At 64.4% G+C, this 15378-nt stretch carries 13 protein-coding genes, 1 tRNA gene and 1 pseudogene; 7 read left to right on the top strand and 8 right to left on the bottom strand.

Translation table 11 applies throughout. The features are described 5' to 3' along the window. Position 1: 1 nt before the first annotated feature. The 4 genes and pseudogenes from wzt to IG04_RS0117350 form a co-directional block, all read right to left on the bottom strand. Positions 2–820 carry a galactan export ABC transporter ATP-binding subunit Wzt/RfbE gene (wzt, locus tag IG04_RS0117365; protein ID WP_030477700.1) on the bottom strand — a complete coding sequence of 273 codons (819 nt, stop codon included), beginning with the start codon at positions 818–820 and terminating at the stop codon, positions 2–4. 16 nt (positions 821–836) lie between these two features. Next, a complete protein-coding gene (gene wzm, locus IG04_RS0117360) occupies positions 837–1775 on the bottom strand; it encodes a galactan export ABC transporter permease subunit Wzm/RfbD (RefSeq protein WP_051770086.1) in 939 nt (312 codons plus the stop codon). A 32-nt stretch (positions 1776–1807) separates the two neighbouring features. Next, entirely contained in the window at positions 1808–2665 is an 858-nt protein-coding gene (locus tag IG04_RS0117355; RefSeq protein WP_030477698.1) for a class I SAM-dependent methyltransferase, read from the bottom strand. A gap of 54 nt (positions 2666–2719) precedes the next feature. Beyond that, positions 2720–3145 (bottom strand): annotated as a pseudogene (locus IG04_RS0117350) (bacterial proteasome activator family protein); the annotation flags it as partial. A 139-nt stretch (positions 3146–3284) separates the two neighbouring features. On the opposite strand from IG04_RS0117350, the gene IG04_RS0117345 reads away from it, so the two are divergent. Then, positions 3285–4484 (top strand): cysteine desulfurase-like protein, encoded by a 1200-nt coding sequence (locus IG04_RS0117345; RefSeq protein ID WP_030477696.1) that lies wholly within the window; start codon positions 3285–3287, stop codon positions 4482–4484. A 19-nt stretch (positions 4485–4503) separates the two neighbouring features. Continuing rightward, positions 4504–5148, top strand: a complete 645-nt coding sequence (locus IG04_RS0117340; protein WP_030477695.1) for a class I SAM-dependent methyltransferase — start codon at positions 4504–4506, stop codon at positions 5146–5148. On the opposite strand, the gene IG04_RS0117335 is transcribed toward IG04_RS0117340, so the two are convergent. After that, positions 5132–6097, bottom strand: a complete 966-nt coding sequence (locus IG04_RS0117335; protein WP_030477694.1) for an NAD(P)H-quinone oxidoreductase — start codon at positions 6095–6097, stop codon at positions 5132–5134. The genes IG04_RS0117340 and IG04_RS0117335 overlap by 17 nt on opposite strands. A 45-nt stretch (positions 6098–6142) precedes the next feature. On the opposite strand from IG04_RS0117335, the gene IG04_RS0117330 reads away from it, so the two are divergent. The 3 genes from IG04_RS0117330 (at position 6143) to IG04_RS45315 (ending at position 10852) form a co-directional block, all read left to right on the top strand. Then, on the top strand, positions 6143–6775 hold the full coding sequence (locus tag IG04_RS0117330; protein ID WP_030477693.1) for a GNAT family N-acetyltransferase: 633 nt from the start codon (positions 6143–6145) through the stop codon (positions 6773–6775). 78 nt (positions 6776–6853) lie between these two features. Further along, positions 6854–8365 (top strand): M28 family metallopeptidase, encoded by a 1512-nt coding sequence (locus IG04_RS0117325; protein WP_030477692.1) that lies wholly within the window; start codon positions 6854–6856, stop codon positions 8363–8365. A 786-nt stretch (positions 8366–9151) separates the two neighbouring features. Next, positions 9152–10852 carry an RNA-binding domain-containing protein gene (locus tag IG04_RS45315; protein ID WP_245816630.1) on the top strand — a complete coding sequence of 567 codons (1701 nt, stop codon included), beginning with the start codon at positions 9152–9154 and terminating at the stop codon, positions 10850–10852. Positions 10853–11843: 991 nt separating this feature from the next. On the opposite strand, the gene IG04_RS45310 is transcribed toward IG04_RS45315, so the two are convergent. Further along, the gene (locus IG04_RS45310; protein WP_245816629.1) at positions 11844–12548 is read right to left on the bottom strand and encodes an HAD family hydrolase; all 705 of its coding nucleotides are present in this window, start codon (positions 12546–12548) and stop codon (positions 11844–11846) included. Between IG04_RS45310 and IG04_RS45305 the strand changes: the two genes are divergently transcribed. Next, the gene (locus IG04_RS45305) at positions 12538–12813 is read left to right on the top strand and encodes a tyrosine-type recombinase/integrase (RefSeq protein WP_084402026.1); all 276 of its coding nucleotides are present in this window, start codon (positions 12538–12540) and stop codon (positions 12811–12813) included. The genes IG04_RS45310 and IG04_RS45305 overlap by 11 nt on opposite strands. A 76-nt stretch (positions 12814–12889) precedes the next feature. Here IG04_RS45305 and IG04_RS0117315 read toward each other — a convergent pair. Together IG04_RS0117315 and IG04_RS0117310 are read right to left on the bottom strand one after the other, a co-directional pair. Continuing rightward, positions 12890–12974 (bottom strand) — tRNA-Ser (locus IG04_RS0117315). 27 nt (positions 12975–13001) lie between these two features. Then, entirely contained in the window at positions 13002–13433 is a 432-nt protein-coding gene (locus tag IG04_RS0117310; protein WP_051770103.1) for a MarR family winged helix-turn-helix transcriptional regulator, read from the bottom strand. A 163-nt stretch (positions 13434–13596) separates the two neighbouring features. Here IG04_RS0117310 and IG04_RS0117305 point away from each other — a divergent pair, with 163 nt between their 5' ends. Next, positions 13597–15309 carry a bifunctional metallophosphatase/5'-nucleotidase gene (locus tag IG04_RS0117305; RefSeq protein ID WP_030477690.1) on the top strand — a complete coding sequence of 571 codons (1713 nt, stop codon included), beginning with the start codon at positions 13597–13599 and terminating at the stop codon, positions 15307–15309. The last annotated feature ends 69 nt before the right edge of the window (positions 15310–15378 follow it).

The raw sequence follows: 15378 nt of genomic DNA, 5'->3' as shown, positions 1-15378 counted from the left end.
TCTATTCGCCGCCATTTCCACTGAGGACGGGAGAGGAGTAGCCGAGCCTGGCGATCTGTTCGGGGGTCATGCGCTCGAAGGGGTCGTGGCCCTTGTACGCGGTGAGCACCTCGCGCAGGCCGCCGTGCTGCTTGACGCGGCCTTCGTCCATCCAGATCGCGCTGTCGCAGAAGTCCAGCAGCGTTTCGTCGGAGTGGTTCGCGAACACGAGCAGGCCGGACCGCTTCACGAGGTCCTTCAGGCGTTCGCGGGCCTTCGCCATGAACGCCGCGTCCACCGCGCCGATGCCCTCGTCGAGCAGCAGGATCTCGGGGTCGATGGAGGTGACCACGCCGAGCGCGAGCCGCACGCGCATGCCCGTCGAGTACGTGCGCAGCGGCATCGACAGGTAGTCACCGAGCTCGGTGAACTCCGCGATGTCGTCGACCCGCTTCTCCATCTCCTTGCGGGTCATACCCAGGAAGAGGCCGCGGATCATGATGTTCTCGTACCCGGAGATCTCCGGGTCCATGCCGACGCCGAGGTCGAAGACCGGCGCGACCTTGCCGACGATGCGCTGGCTGCCGCGGGTCGGCTCGTAGATGCCCGCGAGCAGGCGCAGCAGTGTCGATTTGCCGGCGCCGTTGTGACCCACCAGGCCGACACGGTCGCCGTGCTTGAGGTGGAGCGTGATGTCGTGCAGTGCCTCGATGATCGGGACGCGGCCCTCTGAGCCGATCTTGCCGCCGACCTTGCCGAGCGCGAGCTTCTTCAGCGACCTCGACTTGGCGTCGAAGATCGGGAAGTCGACCGATGCGTTCCAGACGTCGATGCTGACCATGGTTTGCCGACCTCCTCTAGACCCAGTACGAGACGCGAGCGCGCCAGTTGCGAAGCGCCACGAGCGCGACCGCCCAGCCGACGACCGTCATGCCACCGACGATGGCCCAGTGGTGCCAGTCGACGACGTGGCCGAGCAAAGGCGCCCTGACGATTTCCAGGTAGTGGTACACCGGGTTGAGTTCTGCGATGAGGACGCGCCAACCGCCGTCGCCCCCGCTGACCTTGTTGAGCACACCCGCGTGCCACACGATCGGCGTCATGAAGAACACCAGGTTGATGAAGCTGTGCACGACCGGCGGGATGTCGCGGAACCTGGTGCTGACGATGCCGAACAGCAGCGCGATCCAGATGCCGTTGATCGCCAGCAGCGCGAAACCGGGGATCGCGAGCAGGATCTCCCAGCCGACGCCCGGCTTGACCTCGGGGTCGTTGTTCATCATGTACGGGTGGCCGAGCGTCGAGAAGAAGATCGCCAGCACGACGAAGTAGACGACCAGGTTGTGCACGAAGAACAGGGTCTGACGCCACACCAGCCGCAGCACGTGCACCGTGATCGGCGCCGGGAGGTGCTTGATCAGCCCCTCGTTGGAGATGAAGACGTCGGTGCCCTCGTTGACGCAGCCGAGGATGAAGCCCCAGACGATGAAACCCACCGTCACGTACGGCAGGAACGTCGAGATCTCCTCGCCGAACAGCTGCGAGTACAGCAGGCCGAGGGCCAGCGCCGTGGTGCCCATCGAAATGGTGATCCACAGCGGGCCGATGACCGACCGGCGGTAGCGCTGCTTGATGTCCTGCCAGCCCAGATGACCCCACAGCTCCCGGTGTTGCCAGGCCTTCTTCAGATCCTCGAAGGCTCGGTCGAACGTCCTGGAGTTCGCTGCAGGGGGTGCCTCAGGATGGTCGTGGGTACTGGTGGCTTGCACGAGGACTGAGCGTACCGGCGAGTTCATGCGAGCCTCGCCCCCGGTCGGTCACGGGAAGATCAACGTCCGGATTGTCCAGGAACCTTCGTGATTCGCACGATCACCTGTTCGTGATCGGTCGTGTACCCCTCGTAGCTGAACTCGATGCCGGTCTCCGCCGTGTACTCCATCCACGCCTTGTGCTCGTGGTCTCGCCAGCCCTGATAGTTGAAGTACTCGTCGAACAGCACGACCGAGCCGGCCCGCAGGCGCGGACCGATGTGCTCCAGCACCGTCTTGGTCGAGGAGTAGAGGTCGCAGTCGACGTGCAGGAACGCGACCGGTCCGGCGTGCTCCGCCACGAAACCGGGCAGCGTCTCGTCGAACCAGCCCGCGATGAGCTCGGCGCCGGGGACTTCCGGCAACTGCTCGACGCCGAACGCGCCGGCCGAGAACCCGGTGCGCCAGTCCTCCGGCAGTCCGGTGAAGGAGTCGAAGCCGTAGATCTCGCGGTCCGCCGAGGCGTTCGCCATGATCTTCAGCGTCGTGCCGGTGTAGACGCCGAACTCCAGCACCATGCCCTCGACCTCGGCATCGAGCAGGCTCAGCGCGTGGAGCAGCGTGGCGTGCGGGTCCGGGAAGTGCGGCGCCGTCCGGAGGTGCTGCAGCGCGAACGCGGCGCTGTCCGCGGCGGCGTCGCGCTCGGCCGCGAACAGCAGGTCGCGGCGTTCGCGGTGCTCGTAGTTCGCGGTGAGCTCCGCGAGCCGGTCGCCCTGGTAGCGCAACGCCTCGTTGAGCTGGTGCTGGAGGTCGTCGATGCGACCCAGCTGAACCTTGTGATAGGGGAGGAGCGCCTCCTCGACCACCCGGATCAGCTTGTCGCGGAGAGCCTTTCGGACAAAGCCGGGTGCCATGCTCCGGCGAACTCTGTCGAGCACGTTCGACTCCTCACACCACTCCCAGTAGTGGGCCGCATGGTAAGCCCTGCGGGATCAGAGGTACTGCCCGGTTCCCTTGCCGGTGGGACCGGCGTCCTGCGCGTCACCGCTGCCGGCGGGAAGCGCACGGCCGCGCATCTGCTCCAGCTGGGCCCGCGCCGCCATCTGCTGGGCGAACAACGCGGTCTGGATGCCGTGGAAGAGGCCCTCCAGCCAGCCCACGAGCTGAGCCTGCGCGATCCGCAGTTCGGCGTCGGAGGGGGTGCCGTCCTCGGTGAACGGCAGCGACAGGCGCTCCAGCTCCTCGCGCAGCTCCGGCGCCAGGCCGTCCTCGAGCTCCTCGATGGACCGCTTGTGGATCTCCTTGAGGCGGTTTCGGCTGGCCTCGTCCAGAGGAGCCGCCCGCACCTCCTCCAGCAGCTGCTTGATCATCGTGCCGATCCGCATGACCTTCGCCGGCTGTTCGACGAGGTCGGCGAGGTCGCCGTCCTGGCCGTTGACGATTACGACGGGCTGCTCCTGGTTCATGGTCTCCATCCTCGCGTGATTCACGTTTTCGAAACTAATCGGGGTGGGGCTGGTCGTTGCTGTGTTTGCTCGCATACGTACGGTGTGTGTCATGGCGTTCGACGTCGCACGGGTACGAGGGCTCTTCCCCGCGCTCGGCGACGGCTGGGTCCATCTCGACGCACCGGCCGGCATGCAGGTGCCCGAGCAGGTCGCCACCGCCGTCTCCACCGCGCTGCGCGCCCCGGTCTCCGGACCTGGTGGCATCTTTCCCGCGTCCCAACGTGCCCAGGGCATCGTGGACGCCGCCCGCAGGTCCGTCGCGGACCTCGTCGGCGGCGATCCCGCCGGTGTCGTGCTCGGGCCCTCTTCCGCCGTGCTGCTGCAACGTCTCGCCGACGCGATGACCGACGACTGGTTCATGGGCGACGAGGTCCTGGTTTCCCGGCTGGACCACCCGGCGAACATCGCGCCGTGGCTGCGCGCCACCCAGCGCACCGGCAGTGCGGTCAAATGGGCAGAGATCGACATCGAGACCTGCGAGCTGCCGAGCTGGCAGTTCGACGAGCTGGTCACCGACCGCACGAAGCTGATCGCCATCACGGCGGCGTCCGGCGTGGTCGGTACCCGGCCGGACCTGGGCAAGATCTCCGCGGTGGCTCGCGCGCACGGTTCGCTGATGGTGGTGGACGCCTCTGCCGCGGCCCCTTTCGTGCCGTTGGACATCGTTGGCATGGGTGCCGACGTGGTCGCTCTTTCCGCTGGTCAGTGGGGCGGTCCGCCGGTCGGCGCACTGGTGTTCCGCGACCCGTCGGTGCTGGAGCGGCTGCCGTCGGTCTCGGTCGACCCGATGGCGCGCGGCCCGGAACGGCTGGAGCTCGGCCCGCACGCGTATCCGATGCTCGCCGGGCTCGTTGCGTCGGTGGAGTACCTGGCGGACCTCGACGACGCGGCTTCCGGCACGCGCCGCGAGCGGGTGCTCACGTCGCTGGGATCGGTGAAGGCCTACCAGGCCGGGCTGCTCGCTAACCTCATCAACGAACTGCGTTCGCTGCGCCACGTGATGGTGATCGGTGACGCCATGCGGCGGGTGCCCGCGCTGGCGTTCTCGATCGCCGGGGTCAAGGCGGAGGATGGCGTCGAACACCTCGCGTCACGGGGTGTCTGCGCGTTCGCCGACCCCGGTCAGCACGGCGTGTTCTCGGTGCTGGGCGTAGGCGAGATCGGCGGTGCCATCCGCATCGGGCTCGCGCACTACACGAACGCGGTCGAGATGGACGATCTGGTGCGGGCGGTGGCCGAACTCGGCTGAGGGATTTGGGAGATCATCTTTGGACGACTCGCTGGCTCGCGAGCTCGCCGATCTCTCGGCCCTGCAGCGCCTCGGCTCGTTGAACACCGAGTACCTGCCGCAGCTCTCCGGCGACCTCCGGCCGGCGGCGCTCGTCGCCGTGATGGACGAGATCGTGCTGGGTGCCCGGACCGTCCTGGTGGAACTGGGCTGCGGGTCTTCCTCGGTCCTGCTGGCGCGTTTGTTGCAGCAGCGAGGGTTCGGGCACCTGTTGTCGATCGAGCACGACGAACGCACGGCTGCTTTCGTTGCCTCACAACTACGACGTGAAGGTCTCGGCTCCGCGGCTCGCGTGGTGCACGCGCCGTTGTCGCGGCATCCGGCGGCGTTGTCGCGGCACGGCCAGTGGTACGCGCCGCAGCAGGTGCACGACGAAGTGCTCGGGTACGTCGAGCGGTTCGGTCTGGTGGACCTGCTCCTGGTGGACGGGCCGGGGTTCGGTGACTCGCGCTACCCCGCGTTGCCCGTGCTCAGTGCCGTGCTGGCGCCGGGGGCGACGGTGCTGGCCGACGACGCCGACCGGCCGGACGAGCAGGCGGTGCTGACGCGGTGGTCCGAGGAGTTCGGGCTGGAGTTCCGCACGGCTCCCCGGACCTCGCTGGCCGCGGCTACCGGTCTCGCCTGAGCAGGACCTTGCCGAAGACGTCGCTCGCCTCCAGCAGCCGGTGCGCCTCGGCGGCGTCCGACATCGGCACGACCTGGCCGACGATCGGCTTGACCGCGCCGCTTTCGATCAACGGCCACAGGTGTTCGCGGACCTGGGCCACGATCGCGCCTTTGCCGTCGACGCTGCGGCCGCGCAGGCCCGTCGCCATCACGGACGCCCGTTTGCCGAGGAGCTTGCCGATCGGCAGTTCGCCCTTCACGCCGCCCTGCATGCCGATGATCATCAGCCGGCCGTCCGGGGCGAGGACGTCGATGTTGCGGGGCAGGTAGGAGGCGCCCATGTTGTCGAGCACGACGTCCGCCTGCTTCACCTCGGCGACGAAGTCCTGCGTCTTGTAGTTGACCGTGATGTCCGCGCCGAGCTCGGCGCACTTCCGCAGTCGTTCGTCCGATCCCGCGGTGACCGCGACGGTCGCGCCGAGTGCCTTGGCCACCTGGATCGCGTGCGTGCCGATGCCACCCGCACCGCCGTGCACGAGGAACGTCTCGCCGAGCTTGAGCCGGCCGTCCATCACGACGTTCGACCACACCGTGCACGCGACCTCGGGCAGCGCGGCCGCCGTGACGACGTCGACGTTCGCCGGGACGGGCAGGACCTGCACCGCGGGCACGACGACCTTCTCCGCGTAGCCACCACCGGCCAGCAGCGCGCACACCTCGTCGCCGACCTGCCAGCCCGTGACGCCCTCGCCGAGTGCCGCGATCGTGCCGGAGCACTCCAGCCCGATGACGTCCGACGCGCCCTGGGGAGGCGGGTAGAAACCCTGCCGCTGCAACAGGTCCGCGCGGTTGACCGCACTCGCGGCGACGTCGATCAGCACCTCGCCCGCGCCGGGAACCGGGTCTGCGACCTCGGTCCATTCGAGCACGTCCGGGCCGCCGGGTTCGCGAACAGTGATGGCACGCATGAGGTCGACCGTAATACCGTTCGACAGGTCGGGCACCATCGGATCATGGACGCCTGGCCGCTACGACATCTGGTTCTCCGCACCCCGCGCCTGGAGCTGCGCCCGGACGACGACTCCGGGCTGTTCGAGCTCGTCGAGGTCGCCAAGGCGGGCGTGCACGACCCGGCCGAGATGCCGTTCAACGTGCCGTGGACCGACAGCCTGGCGGACGACCACGGGTTCGGCATGGTCCAGTTCTTCTGGGGCATGCGCGCCAAGCTGGCTGCCAAGGACTGGGCGATCTGCTTCCTCGTGCGGCACGAGGGCAAGGTCATCGGTGTGCAGGAGCTGGGCGCGCGCGACTTCGGCGTGCTGCGCGAGGTGAACACCGGCTCATGGCTCGGCAGGGAGTTCCAGAGCAACGGTTTCGGCACGGAGATGCGTGTGGGCGTGCTGCAGTTCGCGTTCGACCACCTGGGCGCGCACATCGCTCGTTCGGCGGCTTGGCAGGGCAACCAGTCGTCCAACCGCGTCAGCGCCAAGCTCGGCTACGTGCACGACGGCACGATTGGTGCGGCACCGCGCGGAGAACGCCTTGAGCACGTGCGATTGCGTCTGGACGAGGCGAACTTCGTGCGCCCGGACTGGAACGTCGCTGTCGACGGACTAGCGGAGTGTGTTCACCTGATCACCAGCTGAACTCCCGCCGACCGACGGCTTGTGGCCTGGGTCTCCTTCTTGTGAGGGTTCAGCCATCTCGAACGAAGGGGAACGTTCATGTCCGGCAGAACCAAGCTGGCGGCAGTGCTTGCCATCTCGGCACTAGTCGCTGCCCCTACCGCCACGGCGTCCGCCGCCGCTGAACCGGCAGGCCCCGCACTCGCCAAGAAGCTCGCGAAGAAGATGACCGTCGAGGGTGTCAACCGGCACCTCATCGCGTTCCAGCGCATCGCCGACCGCAACGGCGGCAACCGCGCGGCCCTGACGCCCGGCTACGACGCCAGCGTCGACTACGTCGCGGGCAAGCTCCGCGACGAGGGCTTCATCGTCACGACCCCGAACTTCAGCTTCGACGTCCCCGTCACCGACGCCGAGACCGCCCGCGTCGACGGCGTGAACTACCAGGCGCTCGTCCTGACCGCCTCGCCCCAGACCCCGGTCGGCGGAGTCACCGGCCCGCTGCGCGTCGTCCCCGAGGACGCCACCACCGGCTGCGAGGCGACCGACTTCGCCGGCCAGGACTTCGCCGGCACCGTCGCCCTCATCCGCCGCGGCGGATGCACGTTCGAGCAGAAGCACCTCAACGCGTTCGCCGCGGGCGCCATCGCCGTGCTGGTCTCCAACAACACGGCGGGCCCGCTGGCCAACGTGACGCTGACCAACCCCGGCAAGATCCCGACCGGCGGCATCTCCCAGGCCGACGGCACCACGCTCGCCGGCAAGGCAGGCGCCGCGGTCACCGTGGACATGCGCTACCACAACGAGACCCGCACCCAGCGCAACGTCATCGCCGAAACCCGCACCGGCCGCAAGAACAACGTAGTCATGGCCGGCGCACACCTCGACAGCGTCGAACTGGGCGCAGGCATCAACGACAACGGCACCGGCTCCGCCGCGCTCCTGGAGACGGCCCTCAAGCTCGGCTCCCGCCCGAAGGTCGACAACGCCATCCGCTTCGCCTGGTGGGGCGCGGAAGAGCGCGGCCTCATCGGCTCGGAGGAATGGGTCCGCTCGCTGACGTTCGAACAGCAGCTGGACATCGCCCTGTACCTGAACTTCGACATGGTCGGCTCCCCGAACGCCGCGTACTTCATCTACGACGGCGACAACTCCGACGGGGTAGGCGCAGGCGCGGGCCCGTACGGCTCGGCCCAGATCGAAAAGGCCTTCGCCGACTACTTCGCCGCCAAGGGCGTCCCCACCGAAGGCACCGACTTCTCGGGCCGCTCGGACTACGGCGAGTTCATCGCGCAGGGCATCCCGGCCGGCGGCCTGTTCACCGGCGCCGAGGGCCTCAAGACCGCGGCGCAGGCAGCCAAGTGGGGCGGCACGGCAGGCGTCGCCTACGACCCGTGTTACCACTCGGCATGCGACAACCTCGGCAACGTCGACCGCGTGGCCCTCGGCCGCAACGCCGGCGCCATCGCGTTCGTGACGGCTGCCTACGGCGTGTCCACTGAGGACGTCAACGGCGTGCCGCCGCGTTCGCAGCGGGCCGAGGCTCGTTCTTCCGCGGCTCTGATGAAGTCCGCTGCGCACGACGACCACAACCACCTGGCCGCGTCGTAGTTCGCTTGTTCGGATGGACGGCGGCGGTGCCCTTCGGGGCGCCGCCGCTCTTTTATCCGGTGCCGGTTCGCCCGATGAGAAGCAATGGGGGCATCAGCCCTCAGAAACCCATGAGCGCAAGCGGGGCACCAGCCCCCAAAAACACCTGGAGCGAGGTCAGGTCGACGCTTTCCGTCGACACACCTCGCCCACGAGCGGAAGCGGAGGGATTTGAACCCCCGGACGGTTGCCCGTCTCCCGCTTTCAAGGCTGCATCTGGCTGTCCAGGCTCGTTCGGGCTAGTCCGCGGTTGTCGGTGTTGCCTGGTCAGGAGTGCTGTCCCGTCCCAACCCGTCCCGGACCGTTGCTACACCCGTAGCTACACCCTCGTCCGGGGGCTTGCCTGGTAGCTGTCCCGTCCCGCTAGTCCTCGGTGGGGCGGCTTTGGCATGTCCGGTGGCCGATGACGCGGAGCGTTGGCTGGCGTCGATCGCCGTGCCCGGCTCGGTCAGGTCTTGGATCGCGCGATCGTCCCGAGCCTGGCTGCTGGGAGCTCCTGCGCGTCGCCGTCGGTGGCGCGCCTTGATCCATAGAGCCAGGTTCGGCAACCTAACAGTCGCAGAGCCGTGCGTTTGTCCAGCTAGGAGGCATGTCGGCGACTTGACCCTGCGCGTGCTTTGAGGATGCTTTGGCGGTACTCTCAGTTTGTCACCTTCCTCAAAGGAGCCTCAAAGATGCCGTCGGTGCTCGCAGAACTAGGAAGCCATCTTGCGAGGCAAGTCGGCATCCAAGCTGGAGACCGCCAGCTTGGACTTCAAGGAGGCCAAAGCAAACTTTAAGGAAGCCTGTAACGATCTTGCTGAAGCAGCAGTGTGCTTTGCTAACGCTGGCGGTGGTGTCATCGTCGTAGGTGTTGCGGACGCCCGCTCCGGCCTAGAGGCCTTCGTTGGGTGCGATCTTGATGCAGAGAGCTTGCGCTCCCGGATACATCAGCTTACTTCGCCATCACTACTGGTGGAAGTTGAAGGATTTAAGTTTTCTGACAAGCGCTTGATCGAGATCACGGTTCCTGAGGGCTTGGAAGTTTACTCGACCAGCAAGGGATACACATATCAGCGAATCAATACTGATTGCGTACCTATGCGGCCAATGGACGTTACTCGACTCACTGAAGAGAGGCGAGGTGTTGACTGGTCGGCGACTCCAAGCGACCGGGACATTAACGACATAGACCCGCTTGCCTTGCGTTACTGCAGGCGTCTGCTTTCTTCCTCTGCGGACTCTTTGCGGCAACGTTATGCGTCATTCAGTGACATTGACTTGCTGCGAGCTTTGAGGCTGACGGCTGATGATGATCACCTAACAAAGGCGGGAGATCTTCTGCTTTGCAGCGAGGCTACGTCGGGTCCGTCGGATTTGATCGTGTATCAACACAAGCGGACACAGGCGGGGGAGTCTGACGCAATCCTTCGCTTGGGAGGTCCGCTGATCCTAGCTTTCGAGGAGATAGTTCAAGCTGTGAGGGCGCGCCAGGGAATTACCCCTGTTACGCTTGCTAATGGGCAACAACTTCAAATCGAAGACTATCCGTCAGCCGCTTTTCGCGAAGCACTCGTCAATGCTGCGGTTCATGGCGACTGGCGCTCTAGGCAGCCAATACAAATTGAACACTCGCCCCAGTATCTTCGAATTACATCACCAGGACCCCTGGTTTCAGGGGTTACCGTCAACAATATTCTTACCCGTGGATCACGTGCGCGATTTCCATCGCTAGCCGCCGCCTTCCGTCTTCTTGGATTGGCTGAGGAAGTTGGCCAGGGAGTCGACCGAATGTATCGCGAGATGATTCGGTCTGGGCGGGACATCCCTCTTATTAGCGAAGATCAGCAGCAAGTTGCGGTTCTATTTAGGGGGCAGAATCCAAAGACTAGGATTACGAAGTTCCTATCTACTCTTCCACTCGAGGAGCAGGACGATACTGATACTCTTCTAATACTTCGTCAGCTCTGCGAAAAAAGGACGATTAAGGCTGACGGCGTCGCTGACTACATCCAACGAAGTGTCGATGAGGCTCAAGTATCACTGCGGCGTTTGTCGAGTGAACCGGTTTCTATGCTTGAGCCGACGCGCGGCACCGTTAATAGAAAGCTTCCGTCTTACCGGTTGCGTGCTGAAGTAGTGGCTCAGCTTGGAAACGCCGTTTCCTATCATAGTAGGGCAATCGACGACATCGACAAGAAGATCATCGATCACCTGAATGACTACGGCGAAGTCAACAATAGGACCATTCAGCGCCTATTTGATGTCGACGTTTATCAGGCTCGTGACATACTTCAAAGCCTAGTTGGGCGCGAAATTATCGCGCGCAGCTCCACTCAAACGCGCGGCGTGGCCGTCAAGTATTCACCTGGGCCATCTTTCCCGTCGCCGAAGAAACGAAAGAGTCAGTCGATAACGAAAGCTAATGTGGAACCGGACCCTGATGAAGAAGCTGGACGCCTATTTTGAGGCAGGCGCTTTAAGTGGTTCACGGTCTTTTCTCGTGAGCTTGCGCTCCAGACAAGCGCTTCTTGCGTGTGCCATCTATTCGCTCGAATAGGCTGTTTCGCCATTCGACCCCAGTCGGATCTTCGTGCGGAAGCAGCCTGGAACCGGCCAGATACCTCTGGCCTTGATGAACGGTCCCAATTATGGAACCAGGGCCCTTTCTGTATAGCCCCACAATCTGGGGCGCACCTCCAGTCATGGGATCGCGGCCAACGTCAAGCGCTTCGCAGAATGCGCTGTAAACGGCGCGGCTGGTTTTTGATGCCGAGCTAGATTGCCAGAGGCTGTTTGCATCTCTGACAAACTTTGCTCCGCTGCCGGCGACATGGAGCATAGAAGATTCTTTAGGCATGCCAACGCTGCGAGATTGCCATGTGTTCGAGCTCGCTTGATACGTGAGAATTGAGACCTTGAAATCGCACGTCATGTATTGGCCAATGCGCCAGGCGTGAACGATTCCCAGGTCGCCACTAAGATTTTGAGGGTAGTCGGACCATAGACTACGGAAGGCCTGCTCGACTCTGTCAATGGAAATATCCTCATCGCCTGCGAGCAGTAGTCCGCGTTCGATTCGGTCTAAGACAATCGGTATTGCGAGTGCGGGGAACAAGACGTCTCCCCAGTAGCTGAATATGTGTGGAGTGGTGAACGATGAGAACACTTTTCGACCTTGATTCCAGCGTTCGCCATTCCCCCAGGAGATCCGGCTATCGGATGCAATGTAGACGGACGCTGGTCGCCGCGAATCGATGCCTGCCCACACTGCGATCGATGTCATCTTGTTTATCCTCTTGAGGTGACTTGCATCATCTGACATACTGAGCGAGCAACTCCTGGGACCGCGATGTTCTGCGGTACGAGGTGTCCCTGCGGGCACTAGTGCCCGCACCCAGGTCATGGCGGGGCCGGATATGCTGTCCGGCCCCGTTCTCTATTTTGCTTTAACCTGCGGCTAGAACAGCTTCTTCCTACGAGCTGCCATATTCGAAACTACGGCGTCCGCATCTGCATCGTCAAGCTTATTTTGCTTATGAGGACGGTTTGCGTAGCCGATTGACTGCGTTCCTGCCAGTTTTGCGGCCTCAATATCGGAGACAGAATCTCCTGCGAGGATACAAGCTTTCGGTGTTCCTTTGAGATTGGAGATTGCCCGATCTACTATAAACGGATTTGACTTAAGTAGATCGGGGTCATCAAATGTTCGACCGCTTACTTCGGGTATGAAGCCCTGTAGATTGTGAATGTGCAGATATGTTTCGATACACTCGTTGCTGTTGTTGCTGACTATGGCGATCTTTCGTCCACTTTCGCTCCATGCGCGAATCAGGTCGCCTGCTCCAGGCGTCGGTCTAGCTGTTGAAGCTGCCTCAACATCAAGGGCCCTAAGCGCAGATTCGACGTAGCGTGCTTCATCTGGGCCAACGCTGGCCGCATCCTTAAATACATCGAAAGGATCTTCGCTGTTTTGGATGTCTAGCGGAAGGTTGAGATGCCCGCCTTCGGCAAGGATTTCCCTAAGTTGATCGGCGACTGTTGGCGCCGGTAGCCCTGCGAAGACCGAGCAAACTGGGCCGCCTCGGTCAACATTCGGATGCTGGTCCCGGACACGTCTCAGCCATGGGCGATCCCGGTGGGAAGAGTCAGGACTGATCTTCACGACCATCCTCGGCGGGCCTATCGATCCGACCTATCTCCGGTCGAGCTGGTACCCGATCCGGAAGCGTGCCGGCCTCGATGAGGTGCGCTTTCACGACATCCGGCATTCGTGCGTGACGCTGCTGCTCAGGCTCGGCGTGCCGTCGCACATCGTCCGGGACATCGTCGGTCACTCGAACATCGAGGTCACGATGATGATCTACGCGGCCGTCTCCCTTGAGGACAAGCGGGAGGCTTTGAAGCGACTCACGGACGAGTTGGGCTGAGGTCGTTGCTACACCCGTTGCTACACCAGAGGGGGTGTGACCAGCCTCAACGGCCGGTCACACCCCCTCTGAACTGCGGAAGCGGAGGGATTTGAACCCCCGGACGGTTGCCCGTCTCCCGCTTTCAAGGCGGGTGCATTCGGCCGCTCTGCCACGCTTCCACGACGCCAGGAGCGTCGGCGTAAAGCCTAGCCGTTCGACTCCCGCAGGTGTGTCATGACCCGGTCGAACACCTTGGCCAGCACCTCGCCCTCCTCGGGCGTGATCAGGTCGACGATGTGCTCACGCACGCCACGCAGGTGCGTCGGAGCGGCCGAGACGAGCTGCGTCATGCCCTTGGCGGTCAGCTCGGCCAGCACGCCGCGGCCGTCCTCTGTGCACTCGCGGCGGGAGACCAGGCCGGCCTTCTCCATGCGCGCGACCTGATGTGAGACGCGTGACTTCGAGGAGGCGACGTCATCGGCGAGCTGAGTCATTCGCATGCGCTGGTTCGGTTGTTCCGACAGCCTGACCAAGATTTCGTAGTCCGCCAGTGACACTCCGTGGGTGTCCTGAAGCTCTCGGTGCAGGCGGTCCATGAGCATGGAGGAACCGTTCACGTAGGTGCGCCATGCGCGCATCTCGCCCTCGTCGAGCCAGCGCGGCTCCTGCTCACTTGGTGTCACGCGAACAAGACTAAGCCTGACGATGACGATCCAGCTGTTCCCCTGGAAAACGTGGCGTTCGGAAGGCAGACTCCTCCGCCGTACACGCGCGTTAACCAAGTCTTGAAAGGCCCCCTCCATGAGTTCGTTCAGACGGCTTTCCGTTCTGGCGATCACCGCCGCCGCGGCCACTGTCATCAGCGCTACCGGGCCTGCCCAGGCCGATGTCCAGTCACTGCGCGGTCGGGGCACGGTTGACGTGCGCCTGATCGGCATCAACGACCTGCACGGCAACCTCGAGCCGCCGACCGGGTCGTCCGGGCGCGTCATCCTGCCGGACGGCACGACCGTCGACGCCGGTGGCGCCGCGTTCAACGCGACGCACATCAGGAACCTCCAGAAGGAGGTCAGGAACTCCGTCATCGTCGGGCAGGGCGACCTGATCGGCGGGTCGCCGCTGGTGTCGGCGTTGTTCCACGACGAGCCGACGATCGAGGTGCTCAACAAGGTCGGCATGGACGCGACCGCGGCGGGCAACCACGAGTTCGATGAGGGCTACAAGGAGCTCCTGCGCATCCAGCGCGGTGGGTGCCACCCGGTGGACGGCTGCCAGTTCCGCGACGAGTACAAGGGCGCGAAGTTCCCGATCCTCGGCGCGAACGTCACGCACGCGAAGTCCGGACTGCCGGCTCTGCCGCCGTTCTGGGTGGAGATCCGCGACGGGATGCCGATCGGTTTCATCGGCATGCCGCTCAAGGACGTGCCGATCCTGGTCGACCCGAGCGGCATCAAGGACATCAGGTTCGGCGACGAGGTCAAGGCGGCCAACAAGTACGCCAACTTCCTCGACGCGATCGGCGTGAAGTCGATCGTGCTGCTCGTGCACCAGGGTGACCAGGTCACCTCGACCGGTGGCGGGCCCAACGCGTGCAACGTGTCGCCGCAGAACCCCGGCAGCTACATCGCCACCAACGTCAGCCCGAAGATCGACGCGGTCTTCTCCGGCCACAGCCACCAGCACTACAACTGCGTCGTCAAGGACCCGGCCGGCAACCCGCGGCCGTTCATCGAGGGCCTGGCGTTCGGGCGCGAGCTCAGCGTCGTCGACCTGAAGATCGACCGCCGGACGCGCGACGTCGTCCGCGGCGAGACGAAGGCCGACAACAAGATCGTCACGCGCACGGTCACGCCGGACCCGGCGATCCAGGAGGTGATCGACCTGGCCAAGACGAAGTCCGGTCCGATCGCGAACCGGCCGATCGGCTCGATCGGCGCGGACATCGTCCGGGCCGCGGCTCCCTCCGGTGACTCGCCGCTGGGCAACCTGATCGCCGACTCCCAGCTGGAGGCCACCAAGGCCAACGGCGCCGTCCTCGCGCTGATGAACCCCGGTGGCGTGCGCGCCGACCTCACCTACGCGCCGAAGGGCACCGAGGGCGCTGGTGTGGTGACCTACGACGAGGCGTTCACCGTTCAGCCGTTCAGCAACATCCTGCAGACCGTCACGTTGACCGGTGCGCAGATCAAGAACGCCCTGGAACAGCAGTTCACCGCGACCAGGACGATCGTGCTGCAGCCCTCGGCGGGCTTCACGTACTCCTGGTCGGCCTCCGCGGCGTTCGGCTCGAAGATCTCCGACATCAAGATCGGCGGTGTCGCCGTCGACCCGAACGCGAACTACCGCGTGACGATCAACAGCTTCCTGCAGGCCGGCGGTGACGCTTTCCCCGAGTTCACCAAGGGCACCGAGATCACCGGTGGCGGCATCGACCTCGACGGGTTCGCCGCTTACCTTTCGACGCACCCCGGCCAGCTGCCCCCGGCGACCGGCCGGATCACGCAGCTGCCGTAACCGCAGATCGCAGTTGAAGGCCATCTCGGCGACGGAAGTCGCCGGGATGGCCTTTTTCGTGTGACGCGT

This window comes from Lentzea albidocapillata, assembly GCF_000719115.1.
Classification (GTDB): domain Bacteria; phylum Actinomycetota; class Actinomycetes; order Mycobacteriales; family Pseudonocardiaceae; genus Lentzea; species Lentzea albidocapillata.
Note: the sequence above shows the minus strand (reverse complement) of the source record. Positions and strands in the feature narration are given on the sequence as shown.

Excerpts from the sequence above, each read along its gene's own strand:
- wzt (WP_030477700.1), bottom strand. The coding sequence starts at position 820 with ATGGTCAGCATCGACGTCTGGAACGCATCGGTCGACTTCCCGATCTTC.
- wzm (WP_051770086.1), bottom strand. The coding sequence starts at position 1,775 with ATGAACTCGCCGGTACGCTCAGTCCTCGTGCAAGCCACCAGTACCCAC.
- IG04_RS0117345 (WP_030477696.1), top strand. The coding sequence starts at position 3,285 with ATGGCGTTCGACGTCGCACGGGTACGAGGGCTCTTCCCCGCGCTCGGC.
- IG04_RS0117335 (WP_030477694.1), bottom strand. The coding sequence starts at position 6,097 with ATGCGTGCCATCACTGTTCGCGAACCCGGCGGCCCGGACGTGCTCGAA.
- IG04_RS0117330 (WP_030477693.1), top strand. The coding sequence starts at position 6,143 with ATGGACGCCTGGCCGCTACGACATCTGGTTCTCCGCACCCCGCGCCTG.
- IG04_RS0117325 (WP_030477692.1), top strand. The coding sequence starts at position 6,854 with ATGTCCGGCAGAACCAAGCTGGCGGCAGTGCTTGCCATCTCGGCACTA.
- IG04_RS0117310 (WP_051770103.1), bottom strand. The coding sequence starts at position 13,433 with ATGCGCGCATGGCGCACCTACGTGAACGGTTCCTCCATGCTCATGGAC.
- IG04_RS0117305 (WP_030477690.1), top strand. The coding sequence starts at position 13,597 with ATGAGTTCGTTCAGACGGCTTTCCGTTCTGGCGATCACCGCCGCCGCG.